The organism is Bradyrhizobium sp. Arg237L (genome assembly GCF_029990105.1).
In the GTDB taxonomy this organism is placed as follows: Bacteria; Pseudomonadota; Alphaproteobacteria; order Rhizobiales; family Xanthobacteraceae; genus Bradyrhizobium.
Genome location: NZ_JAQMIL010000108.1, coordinates 1 through 20,580, shown reverse-complemented (window position 1 = coordinate 20,580; position 20,580 = coordinate 1). Strand labels below are relative to the sequence as shown.

At 64.9% G+C, this 20,580-nt stretch carries 23 protein-coding genes; 14 read left to right on the top strand and 9 right to left on the bottom strand.

The features are described from left to right. Positions 1-103: 103 nt before the first annotated feature. On the bottom strand, positions 104-586 hold the full coding sequence (locus tag OZ411_RS40020; protein WP_130584118.1) for a DUF992 domain-containing protein: 483 nt from the start codon (positions 584-586) through the stop codon (positions 104-106). Between the two features lie 325 nt (positions 587-911). Beyond that, on the bottom strand, positions 912-2,114 hold the full coding sequence (locus OZ411_RS40015) for a pyridoxal phosphate-dependent aminotransferase (RefSeq protein WP_282532340.1): 1,203 nt from the start codon (positions 2,112-2,114) through the stop codon (positions 912-914). 337 nt (positions 2,115-2,451) lie between these two features. Here OZ411_RS40015 and OZ411_RS40010 point away from each other — a divergent pair, with 337 nt between their 5' ends. The 3 genes from OZ411_RS40010 to OZ411_RS40000 all read left to right on the top strand — a co-directional run bounded on the left by OZ411_RS40010 (position 2,452) and on the right by OZ411_RS40000 (position 3,651). Beyond that, complete coding sequence (locus tag OZ411_RS40010; protein ID WP_282532339.1) at positions 2,452-3,105, top strand: glutathione S-transferase family protein; 654 nt, start codon at positions 2,452-2,454, stop codon at positions 3,103-3,105. A gap of 167 nt (positions 3,106-3,272) precedes the next feature. Then, entirely contained in the window at positions 3,273-3,449 is a 177-nt protein-coding gene (locus tag OZ411_RS40005) for a hypothetical protein (protein ID WP_282532338.1), read from the top strand. Between the two features lie 61 nt (positions 3,450-3,510). After that, on the top strand, positions 3,511-3,651 hold the full coding sequence (locus OZ411_RS40000; protein WP_282532337.1) for a hypothetical protein: 141 nt from the start codon (positions 3,511-3,513) through the stop codon (positions 3,649-3,651). Between the two features lie 161 nt (positions 3,652-3,812). Here the strand turns inward: OZ411_RS40000 and OZ411_RS39995 are convergent, their stop codons facing one another. After that, positions 3,813-4,166 carry a DMT family protein gene (locus OZ411_RS39995; protein WP_282532336.1) on the bottom strand — a complete coding sequence of 118 codons (354 nt, stop codon included), beginning with the start codon at positions 4,164-4,166 and terminating at the stop codon, positions 3,813-3,815. Positions 4,167-4,390: 224 nt separating this feature from the next. On the opposite strand from OZ411_RS39995, the gene OZ411_RS39990 reads away from it, so the two are divergent. Both OZ411_RS39990 and OZ411_RS39985 read left to right on the top strand, forming a co-directional pair. Continuing rightward, on the top strand, positions 4,391-5,215 hold the full coding sequence (locus OZ411_RS39990; RefSeq protein ID WP_130584201.1) for a PAS-domain containing protein: 825 nt from the start codon (positions 4,391-4,393) through the stop codon (positions 5,213-5,215). A gap of 371 nt (positions 5,216-5,586) precedes the next feature. Continuing rightward, positions 5,587-6,528 carry an aldo/keto reductase gene (locus tag OZ411_RS39985; protein WP_282532335.1) on the top strand — a complete coding sequence of 314 codons (942 nt, stop codon included), beginning with the start codon at positions 5,587-5,589 and terminating at the stop codon, positions 6,526-6,528. A gap of 157 nt (positions 6,529-6,685) precedes the next feature. Here the strand turns inward: OZ411_RS39985 and OZ411_RS39980 are convergent, their stop codons facing one another. Both OZ411_RS39980 and OZ411_RS39975 read right to left on the bottom strand, forming a co-directional pair. Further along, positions 6,686-7,912, bottom strand: coding sequence for a DUF1501 domain-containing protein (locus OZ411_RS39980; protein WP_282532334.1), 1,227 nt, complete (start codon positions 7,910-7,912; stop codon positions 6,686-6,688). A 2-nt stretch (positions 7,913-7,914) separates the two neighbouring features. After that, positions 7,915-9,462, bottom strand: a complete 1,548-nt coding sequence (locus OZ411_RS39975; RefSeq protein ID WP_282532333.1) for a DUF1800 family protein — start codon at positions 9,460-9,462, stop codon at positions 7,915-7,917. A gap of 91 nt (positions 9,463-9,553) precedes the next feature. On the opposite strand from OZ411_RS39975, the gene OZ411_RS39970 reads away from it, so the two are divergent. Beyond that, a complete protein-coding gene (locus OZ411_RS39970; protein WP_349017076.1) occupies positions 9,554-9,769 on the top strand; it encodes a hypothetical protein in 216 nt (71 codons plus the stop codon). After that, a complete protein-coding gene (locus OZ411_RS39965) occupies positions 9,766-10,440 on the top strand; it encodes an HAD family phosphatase (protein ID WP_282532332.1) in 675 nt (224 codons plus the stop codon). Before OZ411_RS39970 ends, OZ411_RS39965 begins: the two co-directional genes overlap by 4 nt. A gap of 95 nt (positions 10,441-10,535) precedes the next feature. Here the strand turns inward: OZ411_RS39965 and OZ411_RS39960 are convergent, their stop codons facing one another. After that, positions 10,536-11,231, bottom strand: coding sequence for a glutathione S-transferase family protein (locus tag OZ411_RS39960; RefSeq protein WP_130583315.1), 696 nt, complete (start codon positions 11,229-11,231; stop codon positions 10,536-10,538). A 190-nt stretch (positions 11,232-11,421) separates the two neighbouring features. After that, positions 11,422-12,129 (bottom strand): glutathione binding-like protein, encoded by a 708-nt coding sequence (locus tag OZ411_RS39955; RefSeq protein WP_130583314.1) that lies wholly within the window; start codon positions 12,127-12,129, stop codon positions 11,422-11,424. Between the two features lie 208 nt (positions 12,130-12,337). On the opposite strand from OZ411_RS39955, the gene OZ411_RS39950 reads away from it, so the two are divergent. Together OZ411_RS39950 and OZ411_RS39945 are read left to right on the top strand one after the other, a co-directional pair. After that, the gene (locus tag OZ411_RS39950) at positions 12,338-13,453 is read left to right on the top strand and encodes an MBL fold metallo-hydrolase (protein ID WP_282532331.1); all 1,116 of its coding nucleotides are present in this window, start codon (positions 12,338-12,340) and stop codon (positions 13,451-13,453) included. Continuing rightward, positions 13,450-14,073 (top strand): SCO family protein, encoded by a 624-nt coding sequence (locus tag OZ411_RS39945; protein ID WP_130583312.1) that lies wholly within the window; start codon positions 13,450-13,452, stop codon positions 14,071-14,073. The genes OZ411_RS39950 and OZ411_RS39945 overlap by 4 nt, the downstream gene beginning before the upstream one ends. A 42-nt stretch (positions 14,074-14,115) precedes the next feature. Here the strand turns inward: OZ411_RS39945 and OZ411_RS39940 are convergent, their stop codons facing one another. After that, a complete protein-coding gene (locus OZ411_RS39940; protein ID WP_130583311.1) occupies positions 14,116-14,349 on the bottom strand; it encodes a hypothetical protein in 234 nt (77 codons plus the stop codon). Positions 14,350-14,362: 13 nt separating this feature from the next. After that, on the bottom strand, positions 14,363-15,124 hold the full coding sequence (locus tag OZ411_RS39935) for a sulfite exporter TauE/SafE family protein (protein ID WP_130583310.1): 762 nt from the start codon (positions 15,122-15,124) through the stop codon (positions 14,363-14,365). 95 nt (positions 15,125-15,219) lie between these two features. Between OZ411_RS39935 and OZ411_RS39930 the strand changes: the two genes are divergently transcribed. From OZ411_RS39930 to uvrB, 5 genes are all read left to right on the top strand, one after another. After that, positions 15,220-16,143: a LysR substrate-binding domain-containing protein gene (locus OZ411_RS39930; protein ID WP_282532330.1), complete on the top strand. Its 924-nt coding sequence runs from the start codon at positions 15,220-15,222 to the stop codon at positions 16,141-16,143. 106 nt (positions 16,144-16,249) lie between these two features. After that, positions 16,250-16,609, top strand: coding sequence for a hypothetical protein (locus OZ411_RS39925; protein WP_282532329.1), 360 nt, complete (start codon positions 16,250-16,252; stop codon positions 16,607-16,609). Further along, positions 16,606-16,845, top strand: coding sequence for a hypothetical protein (locus tag OZ411_RS39920; RefSeq protein ID WP_282532328.1), 240 nt, complete (start codon positions 16,606-16,608; stop codon positions 16,843-16,845). Before OZ411_RS39925 ends, OZ411_RS39920 begins: the two co-directional genes overlap by 4 nt. An 11-nt stretch (positions 16,846-16,856) precedes the next feature. After that, positions 16,857-17,051, top strand: coding sequence for a hypothetical protein (locus tag OZ411_RS39915; protein WP_282532342.1), 195 nt, complete (start codon positions 16,857-16,859; stop codon positions 17,049-17,051). Positions 17,052-17,467: 416 nt separating this feature from the next. Beyond that, positions 17,468-20,452: an excinuclease ABC subunit UvrB gene (gene uvrB / locus OZ411_RS39910; protein WP_282532327.1), complete on the top strand. Its 2,985-nt coding sequence runs from the start codon at positions 17,468-17,470 to the stop codon at positions 20,450-20,452. Positions 20,453-20,580 lie beyond the last annotated feature (128 nt).

The window sequence follows — 20,580 nt, the reverse complement described above, 5'->3', positions numbered from 1 at the left end:
CACCGCAAAAACCCAACCCAACCCTGTTCGTTGAGAGCCTTGACTCACTAAGCCCCATATGAGGGTGGGCACGCTTCGCTTTGCCCACCCTACGGCACTGGCCTTAGCGCCCCGGCCGGAGTTCCAGGCTCGCTAGGCCGGCGGCCACGTTGAGGCCGACCTGGCCTTGCAGGCTCAGCGGCTGCAGCGCGATCGAATTGTTGGAGCCGCCGACCAGCACGTTGCCGCCGACACCGACGCCGAGCGTCGCGCTGCCCTGTGCGCCCGCATAATTGCCGGAGAGGTCACCAGGCCCGATCCGCGAAACCGGCGCGTAGACGCCCCAGGCCAGCGCCGTCTCCTCGGTGATGCCGATATCGAGGCCCACCTTCTGGATCGTCGCGATGTAGCGGTCCTCCGGCACGCCCTCGGCGCGCAGCACGCAGCCGAGATGGGTGACCGACCCCACGATGAAGCCGACGCTGGCGCCGCCGCGACATTCCAGGACCCCAACCCGCACGCGCTCCGGCTGCTGCGCGCTGGCGCCGGTGATGACGGATGCGAGCATGACGATGGCCGTGCCCGCGCGAAGAACGAAGCGACGCATGAAGATATCTCCGGCTGAAAAGATGTGACGTGAGGTGAAACGAAGGATCGCGCCCGCCCGCGGCGCGCGCTCGTCTATGCCACAAGCTTCAAGGCAGTACCAGATTGGCCGTACGACCCAGTTTGTGCTGCGCCGTCATCTTCGGGACATTCGGCGAGAACCAGGGGTCACCGTCATTGCGAGCGAAGCGAAGCAATCCATGCCTCCACAAGTGGCGGAATGGATTGCTTCGTCGCTACGCTCCTCGCAATGACGGAGGAGAGAGCGTGCGAACAAAAAAGGCCCACTTGCGCGGGCCTTTCTCATTCTCGCTCGACCGATCGGACTATCGCAGATTGCCGCAGAAGCGCTGGATGCGCTTGCAGGCGTCCTCGAGATCCGAGGTCTTGGTGGCGTAGGAGATGCGGAACGCCGGGCCGAGGCCGAAGGCCGAACCATGCACGACCGCGACGCCCTCGCTCTCCAGCAGTTCGGTGACGAAGTCCTCGTCGTTCTCGAGCACCTTGCCGCTCGGCGATGTCTTGCCGATCGTGCCGGCGCAGGACGGATAGACGTAGAACGCGCCTTCCGGCCGCGGGCAGTCGATGCCGGTCGCCTGGTTCAGCATCGAAACCACGAGGTCGCGCCGTTCCTTGAACACCTTGTTGTTCACGGGAATGAAATCCTGCGGACCGTTGAGCGCTTCGACGGCGGCCCACTGCGAGATCGACGACGGGTTCGAGGTCGACTGCGACTGGATCGTCGCCATCGCCTTGATGAGCTGCGCAGGGCCGCCGGCATAGCCGATGCGCCAGCCGGTCATGCAATAGGCCTTGGAGACGCCGTTCACCGTCAGCGTGCGGTCGTAGAGCTTCGGCTCGATCTGCGCCGGCGTGGTGAAGGCGAAGTCGTCATAGACGAGGTGCTCGTACATGTCGTCGGTCATCACCCAGACATGCGGATGCTTCACCAGCACATCGGTGATCGCCTTCAGTTCGGCGCGGGTATAGGCGGCGCCGGTCGGGTTCGACGGCGAGTTGAGGATGATCCATTTGGTCTTCGGCGTGATCGCCTTTTCCAGATCCTCTGCGCTGAGCTTGAAGCCGCGCTCGGCCGTGCACACCACCGGCACCGATTCACCGCCGGCGAGCGCGACCATTTCCGGATAGCTCACCCAATAGGGCGCGGGAATGATGACCTCATCGCCCGGATTGATGGTCGCCATCAGCGCGTTGTAGAGCACCTGCTTGCCGCCGGTGCCGACGATCACCTGGTTCGGCTTGTAGCTGAGGCCGTTCTCGCGCTCGAACTTGGCGATGATCGCCTCCTTCAGCTCGGGAATGCCGCCGACATCGGTGTACTTGGTCTTGCCGGCCTCGATCGCATGGATCGCCGCCAGCTTGATGTTGGCAGGCGTATCGAAGTCCGGCTCGCCGGCACCCAGCCCGATGACATTGCGGCCCGCCGCTTTCAGCGCGCGTGCTTTATCCGTGACCGCGATCGTCGCGGACGGCTTCACACGGTCAAGCGCAGCGGACAGGAAGGACATCATCGTCTCCAAATTTTGGTGGAAAGAACGCACAACGGCGCACGACCTTTTCTAGGACTGTTGCGGTGCAGCGGCAAGCGAAAAGCAGGGTTTCCTCGGCACTTTTGCCGCAGCTTCACTCCGCGCACCCTCGATCAGACCTGCTGCGATCACCTGATAGCAGAGGCGTGATCGTTGCTGCGCCAATGGAATCATTCTGCACGCGTGCGTTGCGGGAGCGGTTTTCGACTTTTTCCATCCTGCAGGTCTTGCGACGCACCCCCATCGGCATCATTGTGGGGTTGCGTTTGCGGCGCCAACTGCCGCTAACGCCCTTCGATTGGTGAACTCGGGCAAGATGTACAAGCTCTATTCGATGCAGCGCTCCGGCAACAGCTACAAGGTTCGCCTTGCGCTGGCGCTGCTGAATACGCCCTACGAGGCTATCGAGATCGACATCCTGCGCGGCGAGAGCCGCACGCCGGAGTTTCTGGCGAAGAACCCAAGCGGCCAGGTGCCGCTGCTCGAAGTCGGGAACGGACGCTATCTCGCCGAATCCAACGCCATCCTCTGGTATGTCGCCGGCGGCACGCCGCTCGCGCCGGAGTCGGTGATCGACCGGGCGGAGGCGCTGCAGTGGATGTTCTTCGAACAGCATGCGCTGGAGCCGAATATCGGCGCGGCCTATTTCTGGCTGTCGCTGGTGAAGGGCGGCCGCGACCTCCAGACCCACGCGCTGGAGGATTGGATGGAGCGAGGCTATGCCGCGCTGCAAGTGATGGAGAACCATCTCAAGATCGCGCGCTTCTTCGCCGCCGACCAGCTCACGGTCGCCGACATCGCGCTCTACGGCTACACCCACCTCGCCGACCGCTGCGATTTCGACCTCGCCACCTTTCCGGCGATCCGCGCCTGGCTCAGGCGGGTCGAGCACGTGCCCGGCTTCGTCGCGATGGACTGGCGACAGGTGGCCGAAATCGACGACACCGCGGGCATCGCCGCAGGGGCCTGAATAGCGGGAATTCCGGGTATAGCCCGTAAAATTACGGGCAAAACCTCCCACTACGCCGTGATTTTGCCATTTTTCGCACGGTCGCCGCCGCAATATTGCCAGCGACGATTGCGAATCCTCCAGCAGACAACGTGGGTGATTCGCCCGCGCATGTGAGGATTTGGACCATGACATGGTCGCCCGGCACGGCCGGCTCCAAGAGCCGCCCCGCGCCAGCAGTCCCGTCCCGACTGGCGAGCGCGATCGCCACCTCGGTCACGATCGGCGCGCTGTCACTGTGTGTCGTGGTCACGCTGACAATGCTGTCGATCAAGGTCACGATGGCGATGCCGCTTTCGACCTGATCCGGTGGTTTCAGAATCGTCAACCAACGCAAGGCGCGATGACTGAGATCGCGACCAGAGCATGTTGAAGACACCTGTCGGACTGGTAACAGTTGGACTGACCGTCGCGATCCTGCTCGCGGCCTCGCTGCTGATCGTCACCGGCACCCGCGGCGAGGATCGCCCGCCCGTGCTGCGCGTCCTGCCCCGCGCCGCGAAGTAGTGCGAGATAGTTCCGGTTGGAGCGGTAGCGATTCCCTCTCCACTCAAACAGCGCCGTAGCCCGGGTGGAGCGCCAGCGTAACCCGGGACCGCCCGTAAACGCTGATGCAGATGTCCCGGGTTACGCTTTCGCTCCACCCGGGCTACGAATTGCGCAACCGATCAGGTGAACCTGTGGAAGATCAGGAACGCGCCGGCGGCAATGAACGCAAAGCCGAGTGCGTGGTTCCAGCCGAGCGGCTCCTTGAGATAGAGCACGGAAAAGCCCGCGAACACGACCAGCGTGATCACCTCCTGCATGGTCTTGAGCTGCGCCGCCGAATAGACCGCACTGCCCCAGCGGTTGGCCGGCACGGCAAGCCAATACTCAAAGAAGGCGATGCCCCAGCTTACCATGATCACCACCGGCAGAGGGGTCGCCTTGAACTTCAGGTGCCCGTACCAGGCAAAGGTCATGAAGATGTTGGACGCAAACAGCATCAGGATCGGCAGGATGGTCGGCGAAATCGTGGGCATCGATATCCTCTTGCAATGGTCCGCTACAGCATCCGAGCAGATCTTCTCGAGCGATCCATGCCACGGAACTGGTTCCAGGCAATTCGCATAGCATTTGACTCCAACAATGCGAAAGCTTGGCGCGCGCGATCAAACCCCTCTTAAGCGTGACGCGCAAAATCCCGCCGCAAGCGAAATCCGTCGTCAAACTGCGCGCCTATCCTCGGTTGTAACGAGGCGCAAGCATGCAGTTGAACTGGCGCACGATCCTGGGCCCTGCCCTCACGATGGCGACAGCGCTATCCGCCTTCGCCGTCGACCGTCATCTCGCCGCCGTGCCCAATCCGGCGCCATTGTTCGTTTGCATTGTCGCGCTCGCGAGTTCCGTCGGCGGCATCGCATCGGGCCTTCTGAGCGCGGCCATTGCGGTGGCGGGCTCGGCGATCTTTTTCCTCAACCATCGCGCGACGCCCGGCTACGACCTGTCGGACCTGGCGCGGATGGCGATGCTGGCGGCGACCGCTACCGTCACCGCAGTCATCACCGCCGTGCTCAGGCGAAAATGGATCGATGCCTTCGCCTGGGAGCAGAAGCATCATGCCACCGCCGAGCGCCTGAAGGCCGCGCTCGACCAGGTCGACATCGGGATCGTGCTGCTGGATTCGGACACGCGAGCAGAGTTCATCAACCGCGCCTTCCGCGACTATTTCGCGCTATCGGACGAACAAGCCGAAAGCAAACCGCCGTTCATCGCGCTGATGTATCATGGCCGCGATACCGGCGCATATGAATTGCCGAAGCACGAATTGAACGACTTCATCGCGCGGCGCATCGAACTGATGCGGATCGGCGACTCCACCCCGATCAACATCAACCTCGCCGACGGCCAGGTGCTGCGCTTCAGTTGCACCGCACTGCCCGACGGCGGCCGCATGCTGAGCTACACGCCGGTGACCGACCTGGTGCGCCGCACCGACGATCCGAAGAAGGCGGACTATTATCGCTCCCTGCGCGGCATCGGTCGCGCACCTGATCGCGGGCTTGGCTCGGCTTTGCGCGCCGCCGAATAGCGCCGATTGATCCGCGTCCACGGTGCCGATAATAACGACGGGCAGCATGCCGCCATCCACAGCGTCATCTCGATCATCGCGCGGAGCTGCCGGCCACGCCGCCGGCTGTGGATAACTTGCCTGTCACCGGGGCGTAACAAAGCACGGCTAGGCTTTCTTACGCGTTTGATCAGGCCCCCCGTCTCAGATCACACGCCCCCCGAGCGGTCCCCGTCAGTCGCCGCGTCTGACCGGGGCCGCTTTTTTTTGCGCGACGTCCGCTCATGGCTGCACTGCAGCCGACGATGACGTGCGAGCCCGGCGCCGCCTTGCGGGGTGCTGGCGTGCGGGCCACAATGCGTTCCCTTTCCTTCTGTTTTTTGGATCGCTCCATGCAAATTCGCAATCTCGGCGGCTCGGGCCTGCGCGTTTCCGCCGTCGGCCTTGGCTGTAACAATTTCGGCCAGCGCACCGACCTCGAAACCTCGCGCCAGGTGATCCACCGCGCGCTCGATCTCGGCATCACCCTGTTCGACACCGCCGACATCTATGCCGGCATGGGCGGCTCGGAGACGGTGCTCGGCACTGTGCTCGGCGATCGCCGCAAGGACATCGTGCTGGCGACGAAATATTCCAAGCCGATGGCGACCGACGGCACCAAGCAGGGCGCCTCGCGGCGCTACATCATGTCCGCGGTCGAAGCGAGTTTGAGGCGATTGAAGACCGACTACATCGATCTCTACCAGCAGCACGATTACGACCCGCTGACGCCGATCGACGAAACCCTGCGTGCGCTCGACGATCTCGTGCGGCAGGGCAAGGTGCGCTACATCGGCAATTCGAATTTCCCGGCCTGGCGCATCGCGGAAGCCGAATATGTCGCGCGTGCGATGAATGTGAACCGCTTCGTCTCCTGCCAGGACGAATACAGCCTCGTGGTACGCGACATCGAGAAGGACCTGCTGCCGGCAGCTCAGGAATACAATCTCGGCCTGTTGCCGTTCTTCCCGCTCGCAAGCGGCCTGCTGACCGGCAAATACCAGCGCGGCACGGCGGCGCCTGCGGACACGCGCTTCGGCAGGATGCCGATGCTGCGCGACCGCTACATCACCCCGCGCAACGAGGATATCGTCGACAAACTCCAGGCCTTCGCCAAGGAGCGCGGCCACACCTTGCTGGAACTCGCCTTCTCCTGGCTCGCCTCACGCCCGCAAGTCTCAAGCGTGATCGCCGGCGCCACCCGCGTCGAGCAGGTCGAGCAGAACGTCAAGGCGATCGAGTGGACGTTGAGCGCGGAAGAGCTGGCGCAGATCGACGCGATCACGAAGAGCTAACCACACATGACGCCGTCGTCCCGGGCTTGACCCGGGACCCATAACCACAGGCGTTTGTGATGTGCTTCGCCGTAACCGCTTGCTCGCGCCACAACCACTCCCTGTGGTTATGGGTCCCGGCTCAAGGCCGGGACGACAGCGCGGCTGAGGTCCGCGCTTATACCACCACCAACCCCTGCATCGGCTTTGCGGCGCGGCTGTCGGGGAATACCGACTCCGCCAGCACGCGGTCGGCGAGGCCGAACTGGTCGTGCAGTACGCCTTTCATCACCGCGCGCAAATCGGTGGTCGGTGCGAGGTCGCGGCCCTGGTAGAGATTGACGGGCTTCAGGCCGGGCCAATCCGAGATCACGCGTCCGCCTTTCACCGCGCCGCCGGCGAGCAGCGCGATGGTGCCGGTGCCGTGGTCGGTGCCTTCGGTGCCGTTGATGCGCGCGGTGCGGCCGAACTCGGTGGCGACCACGATCACGGTGTCGCGCCAGCGATCGCCGAGCCCGCTTTCGAATTCCGCCAGCGCGCCGTCGAGGCCGCCGAGCAGTTGTGCGAGACGGCCGACCGGTCCGCCTTCCTTGGCATGGGTATCCCAGCCGTCGAAGGCGAGCGCGCCGATCCGCGGTCCGTCATCGGCCGCCATCAATTTCGCCGCGCCGCGCGCCACCAGCCGCATCGCGCCGACGCCATTGGTGCCGGGCTTCGGCTTCATCTCGTCGCCTTGCGCGACCTTCTCGAGCTGCAAGCCCTGCGTGAGCGCCGAGGCGAGCGCGGGATCGCGATGCTGATACAGCTCGAGCAGGCGCATCGCGGTGTCGTCATCGGCCTGCGGCAGCGCGACCGGCGCCCAGCCGACCGTCGGCGCCGCGCCGCGCAGCACCAGCGGCGTCGTCGGGCCGACCGCGAGCGCGCGCGTCACCCGCTCGCCTTTCGGCAACGCTTCGAGCGCGCGGTTGAGCCAGCCCGATTGCACCCTGCCCGGACCGGCAAAGCCGCTTTCGAGCACGTCCTGGCCATCAAAATGCGAGCGCTCGCGATAGGAGGTCGCAACCGCGTGGATCACGGCGGCCTGCCTGGCGCGATACATCCGCGCGAATTCCGGCATCGCAGGATGCAGGCCGAAGAAGGAGTCGAGCATGACGGCCGCGTTCGGTCCGTCCGGCCGGAGCGCGATCGAGCCATGCAGGCCGGCGTAATCGGGATCGCCGATCGGCGCCACCGTCGCAAGGCCATCGAGCGCGCCGCGCAGGATCACGACGACCAGCCGCGGATCGCGGCCGTCCGCTGCGCGTGCGAATTTCGGCAAGTAGGCCCAGGCGGCGAACGCGGCGCCGCCGAGCAGCAGAGAGCGGCGCGAGGTGGCCTGCGACCGCAGGCCTTCACAACATTGCATCGTCACCTCCTCTGGAATTCCGGCGACATCAACAGCAGCGCCAGCGCCTGCTGACGCGACTCCGCGCGCTCGACGGTGCGACGCGTGTCCGGCGAGGCAGCGTCCGCGGCGACGAGCTCGAGCAGCTCGCGCGGGTCGATGCCATCGCCAAGCCGCGAGGCAATCTGCGCCGAGATATCAAGCCGCAGCTTCATGCCTTCGGGCGCGGCCCATGCCGCGCTGGTATCGGGAAAACCGTTCGGCCCGGCCGGCGACCACAATGGCTGGCCGAGGACATTGAGGCCGCCCAGATAGCGGGAGGGATCTTCGGGATTGCGCCCGAGCAGCCGGCCGGAGGCGATCAGGAATTCGTAAGGCGAGCGCATCTTGGTCGGCGGCGCGTCCCACGCCTCGCTGGAATCCACCAGCGCGGTCGCGAGCGCCTTCAGATCGCCGTCGGTCCTTCCGAAGACATCCTGCAGCCGCGCCACCAGGGCCGGCGGCGGATCGTCGGCCACGAAGTGGCGCGCGAATTTGGCGGCGATGAATTTTGCCGTCGAGGGACGGCGCGCGATGTCGGCAAGCACGGCCTCGCCCTGCGCCACGCCATTCGGCTCGTAGACCTTGCCCATCACTCGCTGCGCGCCGGGCTGATGCACGTTGGCATTGAACACAAAAGTGCCTGATGGCCCGAGCTGGCCCTGCCGGCCGGCGAAGGTCCACCCCGTGATCACGCGCGCGAGCGAGGTGACGTCGTCCTGGGTATAGCCGCCGCCGACGCCGAGCGTGTGCAATTCCATGATCTCGCGGGCGAGGTTTTCGTTGAGGCCGCGGTTGCGGTTGATGCCGGCGCGCGAGTCCGGACCGAGCGATTGCTGGTTGTCGAGGAAGAACAGCATCGCCGGATGCTGCTCGACCGCCTTCAGCATGTCGGCAAAGCGGCCGAGCACATGCGGCCGGATCGCCTCGCGCTCGAACGAGCCGGCCCAGATCCGCGCCAGCCCGCCCTTGTTGGCGGAGATGCAGAAATGGTTCGACCAGAACACGACCAGGCGCTCGACGAATCCGCAATCGGCAAAGGTCGCGCGCTGGATCCGCGCCAGCGCTTCAGTGCGAAACGTCTTCTGGATGACATTGGCCGGCTGCGGCGGCGGCTTCGCTGGATTGGGCTGCATCGCGCCCGCGGGCGCCATCGCGGCATTCGCGTTATTGCCGTCGGCGGATGCCGACATCGGCTCCTTGGCCATCATGTCCTTGGCGATCGAGGAGAGCGACGGGTTGCGGCGCTGCGCTTTGGGGTCCGTCGATGGCGCTTCCGTCGCTGCGGATTTCGCGACGGCGTCGCGCGCTTGCTGGATCTCGAACTGATAGTCGAACAAGGCCTTGCCGAGCGCCGGCGTGGAGGAAAGCCCGGGCATCTCCAAGAGTGCAGCATTGGCGCGATTGAGTTCTGATGTCACAAAGCCGCGCGGATCGGATGCCGCATTGACGAAATCGCCGGATGCGCCGCCGCGGGCGCCGAAACCGAAGCGATTGAGCGCAACAAGGGCTGCTTGCGAATCGCGGGCCATCGGATTTCCCTTCGGGCGTCCTCGGTCTATGATTTGTGCAACATCTTAGCGCGCATCCGGATGAACCCTGGATTAATTCAGCGAGAGGAGAGTGGCCGAATTCATGACAAATCGGAAAGAAAGCACCTCGCGTCAGCTTTCCTGCAGACGCTGCGGCATCGGCTTCACCTGCGACCTGTCGGGCGAATGCTGGTGCGCGGCGGGACCCTACCGCATGCCGATGCCGGCGCATGATGGCGGCGACTGCCTGTGCCCGGATTGCCTGCGCGCGCTCGCGAGCCAGCAAACCGATACGGCCGCGACGTGACGAGCCGCTGGGACATCAACGCCGTCCTGCTCGACATGGACGGAACGCTGCTCGACACAGAGAAGGTCTATTTCGACAGCCTGATCGCAGCGCTGAACGCGCACGGCTATACCGACGATGTTGTTGCCCTGTGTCACGCCATGATCGGCCTTCCCGGGCCGGAATGCGAATTGATGCTGGTGAGACGCTACGGCGACGATTTCCCGCTCGCCGAGATCAACAGGGCTTTCGCCGCCAACCGGGACGAAATGTTTCGCGCAGGGTTGCCGCTGAAGGCCGGCACCATCGAGCTGCTCGATGCGCTTCGATCCGCGGAATGCCCGATGGCGATCGTGACTTCCTCCTCGCGCCGCTCCGCCGACCAGCACCTGACGCTCGCAGGAATCCGCGCACGCTTTGACACCATCCTGACGCGGGACGACGTTACGCACTGCAAGCCGAGCCCGGATCTCTATCTGCTGGCTGCAGAACGGCTCCGGGTGAAACCGCAGGCCTGCGTCGCGATCGAGGATTCCAACCACGGCGTGACCGCCGCCCACGCCGCCGGCGCGATCACGCTGATGGTGCCGGACATGATCCCGCCGACCGAGGAAACGCGCGCCAAATGCGCCGCGGTGCTGCCGGACCTCAACGCGGCGCTGGCGATGCTGCGCGAGCGCGGCGCGCTGTAACACCCGTCATTGCGAGCGCAGCGAAGCAATCCATCTCTCCGCGCGTGGAGACATGGATTGCTTCGTCGCTTCGCCCCTCGCAATGACGGTGAACTCTACACCTCGTATCCAGGCGACTTCCGCGCCATGCCGTCGAAGGCATCGAGCAGGCGCTCGCGCCAGGCGTAGACCGGATCGCTCTCGACCAGCAGCTTGAACGGGCTCACGACGCGCGCCCACTGGAAGCCACCGAACACGATGTAGTCGGCATAGTTCGGTTTGTCGCCGCCAAGATAGGCCTGTGTCCGCAGCGTCAGCCGCAGCGGATCGAGGCTCCTCCGGAAGCCTTCGACCGCGTGATCGCGGGTGGCGGCGGCCTCTTCCAGCGGCTTGCCCAATCGCGCCTCGCGCGTCTTGCGGAAATAGGCGACGTCATCAGGCGCAAGATGCGCGGGGATATCGGCGACGATCAGCGGGAAGATGCCGCCAATCACGGTGACATCGCCCCACCAGTTCAACATGCGCCCCATCGCGCGGCCGCCCTCGCCGCCGAACAGCGAGGGGCGGTCCGGATAAGTATCCTCGAGATAATTGGCGATCGCCCAGGAATCGGCGACGGAAGTGTCGCCGTCGAGCAGCACCGGCACCTTGTCGGACTTGTGCGGCGCGATCGTCTCTTTCTCGGTGAAGCACCACGGGATCGACTCCGCGCCGAGCCCCTTATGCGCAAGCGCCATCCGCGCGCGCCAGCAATACGGGCTGAACGGACGGGCAGTGTCGGTGCCGACGAGTTCGAACAGTTTCATGGCCATGGATCAATCTCGCTGATGTCGGCGGACAGAGTAGCCGTGACCACAGCGAGCGCAATGGCGGAAGCCAGAGAGCTGTCATGCCCCGCGAAGGCGGGGCATCCAGTACGCCGCGGCGGCTGCATGGATCCACGACCGCCGGTGGTTACTGGATCATCCGCCTTCGCGGATGATGACGGAGCACGCAGCAGCGCTACCGCACCACCGCCGCGGTCTGGCCGAACAGGATCTTGCGCTCCTCCTCGGTGCGGATCGCGGGCTGGCCGAAATTCGGATTGACCTCTTTCGCCTTGGCATAGGCGCGCACCGTCGCGGGCCGATCCCTGATCGTTTCCAGCCAGCGCTTCAGATGCGGGAAATCGTCGATGTTCTGGCCCTGGTTCTGGTGGCCGACGACCCAGGGATAGCTCGCCATGTCGGCGATCGAATAGTCCCCGGCAACGAATTCGCGGTCGGCCAGGCGCTTGTTGAGCACGCCATAGAGGCGGTTGGTCTCGTTCACATAGCGGTCGATGGCGTATTGCAGCTTCTCTTGCGCATAGTTGCGGAAGTGATGGTTCTGCCCCGCCATCGGACCGAGGCCGGCCATCTGCCAGAACGTCCACTGGATCGCGTCGTAGCGGCCATAGAGATCGGCGGGCAGGAACTTGCCGGTCTTCTCGGCGAGATAGAGCAGGATCGCGCCGGACTCGAACAGCGAGATCGGCTTGCTGCCGCCCTTCGGCGCATGATCGACGATCGCGGGAATCCGGTTGTTGGGCGCGACCTCCAGGAATTCCGGCGTGAATTGCTGGCCCTTGCCGATGTTGACCGGGATGATCTTGTAGTCCAGCCCGGTCTCCTCGAGGAACATCGTGATTTTGTGGCCGTTCGGCGTGGTCCAGTAGTGGAGGTCGATCATGGGCATGATCCTGCGGCTTAAAGGGAACACTCATCGGAGAAAGATGCGAATGCATGAATCTCGCAGAACCCGTGGCAAGTCAATCCGGTTCTTGGCGCCATGCGCGCGAATTTGATCGGCGGGTACACCCCCGCGCATTGAGCCGAGATCGCCACGGTCCTAGGCTTGGGCGCTCTCTGCAGTCAGAATATCTTTTTAGGAGGATTCAATGACGAGAGATTTGCCACGACGTGATTTTCTCAAAGGTTCAGCCGCGCTCGCCGGCATTGCGGCCGCCGGTGGATTTTCCTGCATCGAGATCGCCAGTGCGGCACCGATCGAGGTGCCGACCGTCGACAGACTGTCGATCCGCGTATTGGTCGACAGCAGCTACGACATGTTCTTCCGCCCGAAACAGGCAAACGGCGTATCGATCGCGCCGCCGGCGCGAAGTGCCGACTTCCGCAAGTCGCTGCACAATGAATGGGGCCTGTCGCTGTGGCTGGAATCGCAGGCCGCGGGCACCCAGCGCACGCTGATGCTGGACTACGGCTACACGCCCGACGTGCTCATCAATAATATGGAGCTGGTCGGCGTCGAGCCGTCGAAGCTCGACGCGCTGATCGTCAGCCACGGACATTACGATCATTTCGGCGGCCTGGTCGGCTTCCTGGATAAATTCCGCGACAAGCTTCCCGCCGACGTGAAGCTCTATGCCGGCGGCGAGGACAATTTCTGCCACCGCGTCAACGCGACGCCGACCAGGGGCCAGTTCACCGATTTCGGCGCGCTCGACCGCCGCCAGCTTGCGGCGCACAAGGTCACGACCGTTCTCTGCGAAACGCCGACCGTGATCGCCGGTCACGCATTCACGACGGGCAAGATCACGCGCCGCAGCATCGAGCGCATCCTGCCGCAGACCTGGGTCGAGTTCGGCATGAAGGACGGGCTCGGCTGCAATGCCAGCCATTATTTGCCGGCCGAGATGGAAGGCAAGATTGTCCCGGACGAGCACATCCACGAGCACGCGACCTGCTTCAACGTGAAAGACAAGGGGCTCGTGGTGATCAGCTCGTGCGGCCATGTCGGCATCGTCAATTCGGTGAAGCAGGCGCAGGAGGTCTCGGGCATCCAGAAGGTGCATGCCGTCGTCGGCGGCTTCCATCTCGGACCGGCGCCGAAAGACTACCTCACCGAGGTCGTGGCCGAGATCAAGAAGCTCGAGCCTGATGTCGTGGTGCCCATGCATTGCAGCGGACTGAATTTCGTCCAGGAGGCCACCGCGCAGATGGGCGACAAGGTGCTCGTCACCACGACGGGCAGCCGCCTCTCCTTCGGCGCATGATCCTGCGCGCCGCCAGCAGCGCCGGCATCGGTCTGTGGCTGATGCTGGCGCCTGTGCTTGCGCCCGCCTGCGCGGGCGATGCACCCGCGCGATCAGCGGCGGAGGTCATGGACATCCTGATGTGGAACCGGGAGCCGGTCGGCGGGCCATTCGAGCTCGTCGACCACACCGGCCGTATCAGCACCGAGCGCGACTTCCGCGGACGGCTGATGCTGGTCTATTTTGGCTTCACCTCTTGCCCCGATGTCTGCCCCACCGATCTGCAGGCGATCGGGCTTGCGATGGACCGGCTCGGCACCGATGCGGACAATGTGCAGCCTCTGTTCATCACGGTCGATCCCGAGCGCGACACGCCGCAGCATCTGGCGGACTATGTGCCGCTGTTTCATCCGCGCCTGATCGGATTGACCGGAAGCCTTGACGCGATCCGCAAGGCAGCGGACGCCTACAAGGTCTACAGCGCCAAGGTGCCGCTCGGGCAAGACCGCGGCGACTACACCGTCGACCACACTGCCTTCATCTATCTGATGGGCCGCGACGGCAGCTATCTCGGCTTCTTCCCGCCGGGCACCGCGGCCGACCGCATGGTCGAGATCATCCGCCAACACCTTGCCAAGTAGCGCGTTTTCGAGCGAAGCGGATACAGGTAGCACCAAGCCAGCTCAGCCAGCGCGGCCGTGCTCGCGCAGGAATCGTTCGCCACTTTCGGTGACCATCACCCGCAAACCCTCGACCGTTGGGCGGCGCACGACATAGCCGCGGTCGACGGCGTCTTCCCAGATCGTCAGCCGCGGGCAGGAGGTACGCCAGGTCTCGATGACTTCCGCGTAAGGCCGCGGCTCGCGCGCGATCCATTCGACGAGATCGAGAACCAACGCATCCGTCGCCTCCGTCATCGGACTTCCTCCGTCAATGCGCCATCGCGCTGTTACGCACGACGAGCAGCCAGCCACCATAGAGGATGTAGTAGCTCGCGACCGTCGTGATCAGCCGGTTCGCCCAGGTGCGAAACTGCGCGTCGCTCATCGCTTCCAGGATCCGGCGCGCCAGCGTGGTGCCGAGCATCGAGGCCGCCACAGCCACGCCCGCCAGCACCGGATCGAGCGTCGCGGCCTGGTCGATGATGCCGCCGAAATAGATCAGCTTGGTGAAATGGCTCGCGACCTGGCAGGTCGCCTTGGTCGCGACCACCTCGCGGCGGCCGAAATTGCCGCCGAGGAAGAAGGTGTCCATCAGCGGGCCGGAGACGCCGGTCATCAGCATCAGCCCCATGCAGACCGAGCCGTAGAACGTGCCCTGCCAGATGCTGTCGGGGTTCGGCTTTATTCCCTTCGGCATCAGCCGTGCCATGAACGGGGTGACGCCGAGCAGCAGCAGCGCGATCGGCTTGTCCGGCACGTAGCGCGTCGCCGACCAGATCGCCAGCGCCACGCCGCAGCCGATCAGGTAGACCGCGACCGGCCGCCAGCGGATATGCGCCCGCCACAGCAACGCGCGCCAGCCGTTCGATGCCATCTGCGTGATCGCGTGCAGCACCATCGCTGAGGGCAGCGGCAGGATGGTGAGCAGCACGCCGATCAGGATCAGCCCGCCGGCCATGCCGAACAGGCCCGACAGGAACGCTGTCGCGACCATCAGCACGCCAAGGGCTGCAATCACGAGCGGGCTCATCGTGTTTCCTCCTGATGAAAGTTTGTGCCCCGCTTGGACTCGCGGCGCAAACTGAGTTATCTCCTCCTGGCATCAGTTTTCCTGAGGGTGATAGCTTGCGGCGACTGCTCTTTCTCAACGGCATCAAGGCATTCGAGGCGGCGGCGCGCACCGGCAGCTTTGCCGGCGCGGGCGCCGAGCTCAACGTCACGGCCGCCGCGATCAGCCGGATGGTGCATCTCTTGGAAGAGCGGCTCGGGGTGGCGCTGTTCGAGCGCAAGGCCAACCGCCTCGTCACCACGGCGGCCGGCCGCTTCTACCAGAGCGGCTTGACGCCGATCTTCGATGCGCTGGCGAGCCTCACGGCGCAGGTCACCGCGCCCGCGAGCGTCCGCGTCCTGACCATCGGCGTCGGGCCGACGTTTGCGATGAAATGGCTGATCCCGCGGCTCGCCGATTTCCAGAAGCAAGAGCCGGAGATCGAGGTGCGCATCACCACCGGCGGCGCCGCGGCGCCGGAACCGTTCAGCGACGACTGGAGCTGCGGCATCAAACTCGGCGACGGCGACTGGCCGGGGCTGGTGGCCGAGCCGCTGTTCGCCGCCGATCTGTTGCCGGTATGCGCGCCGCGGCTGGCGAGCCAGCTCAAGCGCGCAAGCGACCTGAAGGGGAGAAGCCTGCTCCGCGTCGCGCACTCGCCGGACGATTGGCCGATGTGGCTGAAGGCCGCCGGCGTCGCCCGCATTACGGCGCGCGGGCCCGAATTCGAGTTTTACGGCCAGGAGCTGCAGGCGGCCATCGACGGCCTCGGGGTGGCGATGGGAATCCGGCCCTATATCGACGACGACCTCGCCGCGGGACGGCTGGTTGCGCCGTTCGAGCTCAGCGTGCCGAAGGGCATGCGCTGGTACCTCGTCTATCACGGCTTCCGCACCGGTCAGCGCGACTTCGCCGCCTTCCGCCGCTGGATCATCCGCGCCGCGGCCGAGCCCGCCGCGCGCGGCAAGGGGCAGCGATCGCTGATGAGGGAAGAGACGTGACGATCACATTGTCGCAGCCCCACCGGCTGGACAGCGTGACCAAGGACTGGCAATAATAAACAATTATCGGTTGCATTTATATTTGACCGCTCCGGCGGTCGCATTGATGGAAAACGCCATGTCCAAAGGCAGAGTTTTCCTGATCGCTTTCGCATTGCTGATCTCATCCGCTCGGGCACCCGATGCCCAGCCATCCGAAAGGCCCATCGGCATTCTGCTGGCCGTCGGCGACATCGCGAGCTGTCATCATGATCCGACGCGAAACGGCAAGGCAACGGCCGAGCTGATCAAGCGCGAGATAGCGAGCGCCAAGGCGATTGAGCACCATTATGCGTTCCAGGATTTGGAGACCGAAGATGATTGCGGCTGTAACGAAAGATTCTTGCGCAGTGTGATCCAGTTCACAAAGTTCACCGCCAGCGGCGTGCTTTGGTCCCGGCGGGAAAACCTGGGATCGCAGGCATGATTTACGGCGCCTTTGAGATCAACTCATTTGAGGCAGGGAAGGGGCTATGGCACGCCAGGATTCAACGAGCCGATCGCGAGCCGGTCGTCATCGATGGCATCTCGTTTCCGACACTCGAGCTCGGCTTTGCGTGGTCCGATCCGGATGCGGCGATCGCCCACGCGAAAGCGCAGATCGACCGCTACAGCCGGCGCTATGGGGTGACCTCAACCGGGCCGTCGCCGATTTCGCGCTAGTCGGCGCCGCCGTGCCGCGCTGTGAAGCCGAGCCGGCACCGGCACTTCCGCCCGCCCGGCTGTTCCTGAACAATTGCCCCGAATGCGACGCCGAGCTCGCCCTGCTCCGCGTCATCCCCGGCCGGGCCGAATACTGGGCCATGCGCTGCACCGGCTGCGGCGGGATTCATCTCAACATCGTCGAGAACACTTCGTCCGTCTGCTGACGGCTCGCTTCACCTCGCCCCGCCCTTCGCGGAAAGAAGAGAGGCGTGGCGGGGCCAGCGGCAGCGCGACACCTCCCCTTGAAAAGGGGAGGTCGGCTTGCGCTTCAGCGCAAGCCGGGTGGGGATCATCTCTCTCCACACGAACAGTGTGACTCGCGGCTAACCCCCATCCCAACCTTCCCCCTTTCAGGGGGAAGGAGCCGCAGCGCCGGGCGGCGCGGCAATTGCGATGCTCGCAAGCGGAGACAGTCGCTGCGCCAAATCCGGACTCTCCCGCAAGCGGGAGAGGCGAACGGAGGCACCGCATGCGCCAAACAATCTCCAGCAGTTCCGCGGCTGCTGACACCTGCTGACAGAGCGGGCCCACAGCCACGTTTGCCCTTTCATGCCGGCGGTTTCAGTCCCATATTCGCCCCATGGCGAAGAAACCTGACACTCCCAAAAAGCCCGGCAAATCCCCCAGATCCAAAGCACACCGGCCCGACGTCCTCCCGATCGCGCCGGCGCTCGCCGAACTCTTGAACCCCGCCATCAACCGCGGCGAAAGCGGCATCGGGTCGTCCACGGGCCTGCAGCCGCCGCCGGACAATTCCCGCGACCGCCGCGCCGGCGGCGAAGCCGCGGCGCACCGAGCGCGCGCCTCGACGCCGAAGGAATTTCCGAGCGATCGCTCGGTCGCAGTGTCCCCTCCCCCGCTTGCGGGGCGCGACGAGCAAAGCTCGCGCGGTGAGGGTCAGGGAGAGGGTGTCTCCGCACGGCATGGCTTCGACGAAGCCCCGCAGGCCAATTACGGCACCGCTGCGACCGTGCCGACGCTCGATCCGGAACTGGCGCGGCAGCTCGGCCTGCCGACCGCGGAGGACGATGACGAGGCGCTGGCCCGCCCGCCGCGCAACAAGATGGAGGCGCTCGGGGTCAAGGCGACCGCCGAGGCGCTCGAGAACCTGATCCGCGAGGGCCGTCCCGAGTTCCGGAAAGACGACGGCTCGATGCGGGTGTGGACCCCGCACCGCCCGCCGCGCCCGGAAAAGTCCGAGGGCGGCGTCCGCTTCGAGCTCAAGTCCGACTATCAGCCGAGGGGCGACCAGCCGACCGCGATCGCCGAACTGGTCGAGGGCATCAACCGCAACGACCGCACCCAGGTGCTGCTCGGCGTCACCGGCTCCGGCAAGACCTACACCATGGCGCAGGTGATCGATGCCACCCAGCGTCCCGCCCTGATCCTGGCGCCGAACAAGACGCTGGCCGCGCAGCTCTATGGCGAGTTCAAGAATTTCTTCCCGGACAACGCCGTCGAATACTTCGTTTCCTATTACGACTACTACCAGCCCGAGGCCTATGTGCCGCGGACCGACACCTATATCGAGAAGGATTCCTCGATCAACGAGCAGATCGACCGCATGCGCCACGCCGCGACGCGCGCGCTGCTCGAGCGCGACGACGTCATCATCGTCGCCTCCGTCTCCTGCATCTACGGTATCGGCTCGGTCGAAACCTATACCGCGATGACGTTCGCGCTGAAGAAGGGCGAGCGCATCGACCAGCGGCAATTGATCGCCGACCTCGTCGCGCTGCAGTACAAGCGCACCTCGGCCGACTTCACCCGCGGCACCTTCCGCGTGCGTGGCGACGTCATCGACATCTTTCCGGCGCACTACGAGGATCGCGCCTGGCGCGTGAACCTGTTCGGCGACACCGTCGAGAACATCGAGGAGTTCGACCCGCTCACCGGCCACAAGCAGGACGAGCTCGAATTCATCAAGATCTACGCCAACTCGCACTATGTGACGCCACGGCCGACGCTGGTGCAGGCGATCAAGTCGATCAAATCAGAACTAAAGATGCGCCTCGACCAGCTCAACGACCAGGGCCGGCTGCTGGAGGCGCAGCGGCTGGAGCAGCGCACCACCTTCGATCTCGAGATGATGGAAGCGACCGGGAGCTGCGCCGGCATCGAGAACTATTCGCGCTACCTCACCGGACGCCGCCCCGGCGAGCCGCCGCCGACGCTGTTCGAATATGTGCCCGACAACGCGCTGGTGTTCGCCGACGAGAGCCACGTCTCGATCCCGCAGATCGGCGGCATGTTCCGCGGCGACTTCCGCCGCAAGGCGACACTGGCCGAATACGGCTTCCGCCTGCCCTCCTGCATGGACAACCGTCCCTTGCGGTTCGAGGAATGGGACATGATGCGGCCGCAGACGGTCGCGGTCTCGGCCACGCCCAGCGGCTGGGAGCTCAACGAGAGCGGCGGCGTGTTCGTCGAGCAGGTGATCCGCCCGACCGGGCTTATTGATCCTCCCGTAGACATTCGCCCGGCCCGCACCCAGGTCGACGACCTCGTCGGCGAGGTGCGCGCGACCGCGGCGGCGGGTTATCGCTCGCTGATCACCGTTTTGACGAAACGGATGGCGGAGGACCTCACCGAATACCTGCATGAACAGGGCATCCGCGTGCGCTACATGCATTCGGACATCGACACCATCGAGCGCATCGAGATCATCCGCGATCTTCGCCTCGGCGCGTTCGACGCGCTCGTCGGCATCAACCTGTTGCGCGAGGGTCTCGACATCCCCGAATGCGCGCTGGTCGCGATCCTCGATGCGGACAAGGAAGGCTTCCTGCGCAGCGAGACGTCGCTGATCCAGACCATCGGCCGCGCCGCGCGCAACGTCGACGGCAAGGTGATCCTCTATGCCGACAGCATGACCGGCTCGATGGAGCGCGCGATCGCGGAGACCAACCGCCGCCGCGAAAAGCAGATGGAATACAACGCCGCCAACGGCATCACGCCGGAGAGCGTGAAGAAGTCGATCGGCGACATCCTCAACTCCGTCTACGAGCGCGACCATGTGCTGGTCGAGGTCGGCGGCCACGACATGACCGACGACGTCATCTCCATTGGCCACAATTTCGAGGCCGTGCTCGCCGATCTCGAAACAAGGATGCGCGAAGCCGCCGCCGATTTGAACTTCGAGGAAGCCGCGCGCCTGCGCGACGAGGTCAAACGCCTGCGCGCCACCGAACTGGCCGTCGTCGACGATCCCACCGTCAAGCAGCGCACCGTGCAGGGCAAGGCCGGCGCCTATGCCGGCACGAGGAAATACGGCGACGCAGCCAACCTGCCGGTAAGCGCGATGAAGAAGCGCGGCGCCTCTACCGCGATCAAGGCCAGCGGCAGCTCCGGATCAAAAGTCCACAAGCCCCATCTCGACGAAATGCACGGCCCGGAATCGCTGCCCTACCGCCCGAACCCCGATGCCAAGCCAGCAAAGCCATTCGGCAACACCAGCCGGATCATCCAACCGACCGACTCGCGGCAGTCCGGCCCGGAGTTCGGGCCGTCGCCAAGGTCGAGCGGCGGCACGCCGGGACGACGCGGCGGGTGGAAGAAGCGGTGACCATACCCGTCGTCATTGCGAGCGAAGCGAAGCAATCCATGCCTCCAGGTGTGGCGTTATGGATTGCTTCGCTCCGCTCGCAATGACGATGTGGATGCTTTGGGTGCGACATAACAACCCGACGGGCA

Coding starts and splice junctions, on each gene's coding strand:
- OZ411_RS40020 (WP_130584118.1), bottom strand. CDS start 586: ATGCGTCGCTTCGTTCTTCGCGCGGGCACGGCCATCGTCATGCTCGCA.
- OZ411_RS40015 (WP_282532340.1), bottom strand. CDS start 2,114: ATGTCCTTCCTGTCCGCTGCGCTTGACCGTGTGAAGCCGTCCGCGACG.
- OZ411_RS40010 (WP_282532339.1), top strand. CDS start 2,452: ATGTACAAGCTCTATTCGATGCAGCGCTCCGGCAACAGCTACAAGGTT.
- OZ411_RS40005 (WP_282532338.1), top strand. CDS start 3,273: ATGACATGGTCGCCCGGCACGGCCGGCTCCAAGAGCCGCCCCGCGCCA.
- OZ411_RS40000 (WP_282532337.1), top strand. CDS start 3,511: ATGTTGAAGACACCTGTCGGACTGGTAACAGTTGGACTGACCGTCGCG.
- OZ411_RS39995 (WP_282532336.1), bottom strand. CDS start 4,166: ATGCCCACGATTTCGCCGACCATCCTGCCGATCCTGATGCTGTTTGCG.
- OZ411_RS39990 (WP_130584201.1), top strand. CDS start 4,391: ATGCAGTTGAACTGGCGCACGATCCTGGGCCCTGCCCTCACGATGGCG.
- OZ411_RS39985 (WP_282532335.1), top strand. CDS start 5,587: ATGCAAATTCGCAATCTCGGCGGCTCGGGCCTGCGCGTTTCCGCCGTC.
- OZ411_RS39980 (WP_282532334.1), bottom strand. CDS start 7,912: ATGCAATGTTGTGAAGGCCTGCGGTCGCAGGCCACCTCGCGCCGCTCT.
- OZ411_RS39975 (WP_282532333.1), bottom strand. CDS start 9,462: ATGGCCCGCGATTCGCAAGCAGCCCTTGTTGCGCTCAATCGCTTCGGT.
- OZ411_RS39960 (WP_130583315.1), bottom strand. CDS start 11,231: ATGGCCATGAAACTGTTCGAACTCGTCGGCACCGACACTGCCCGTCCG.
- OZ411_RS39955 (WP_130583314.1), bottom strand. CDS start 12,129: ATGATCGACCTCCACTACTGGACCACGCCGAACGGCCACAAAATCACG.
- OZ411_RS39950 (WP_282532331.1), top strand. CDS start 12,338: ATGACGAGAGATTTGCCACGACGTGATTTTCTCAAAGGTTCAGCCGCG.
- OZ411_RS39945 (WP_130583312.1), top strand. CDS start 13,450: ATGATCCTGCGCGCCGCCAGCAGCGCCGGCATCGGTCTGTGGCTGATG.
- OZ411_RS39940 (WP_130583311.1), bottom strand. CDS start 14,349: ATGACGGAGGCGACGGATGCGTTGGTTCTCGATCTCGTCGAATGGATC.
- OZ411_RS39935 (WP_130583310.1), bottom strand. CDS start 15,124: ATGAGCCCGCTCGTGATTGCAGCCCTTGGCGTGCTGATGGTCGCGACA.
- OZ411_RS39925 (WP_282532329.1), top strand. CDS start 16,250: ATGGAAAACGCCATGTCCAAAGGCAGAGTTTTCCTGATCGCTTTCGCA.
- OZ411_RS39920 (WP_282532328.1), top strand. CDS start 16,606: ATGATTTACGGCGCCTTTGAGATCAACTCATTTGAGGCAGGGAAGGGG.
- uvrB (WP_282532327.1), top strand. CDS start 17,468: ATGGCGAAGAAACCTGACACTCCCAAAAAGCCCGGCAAATCCCCCAGA.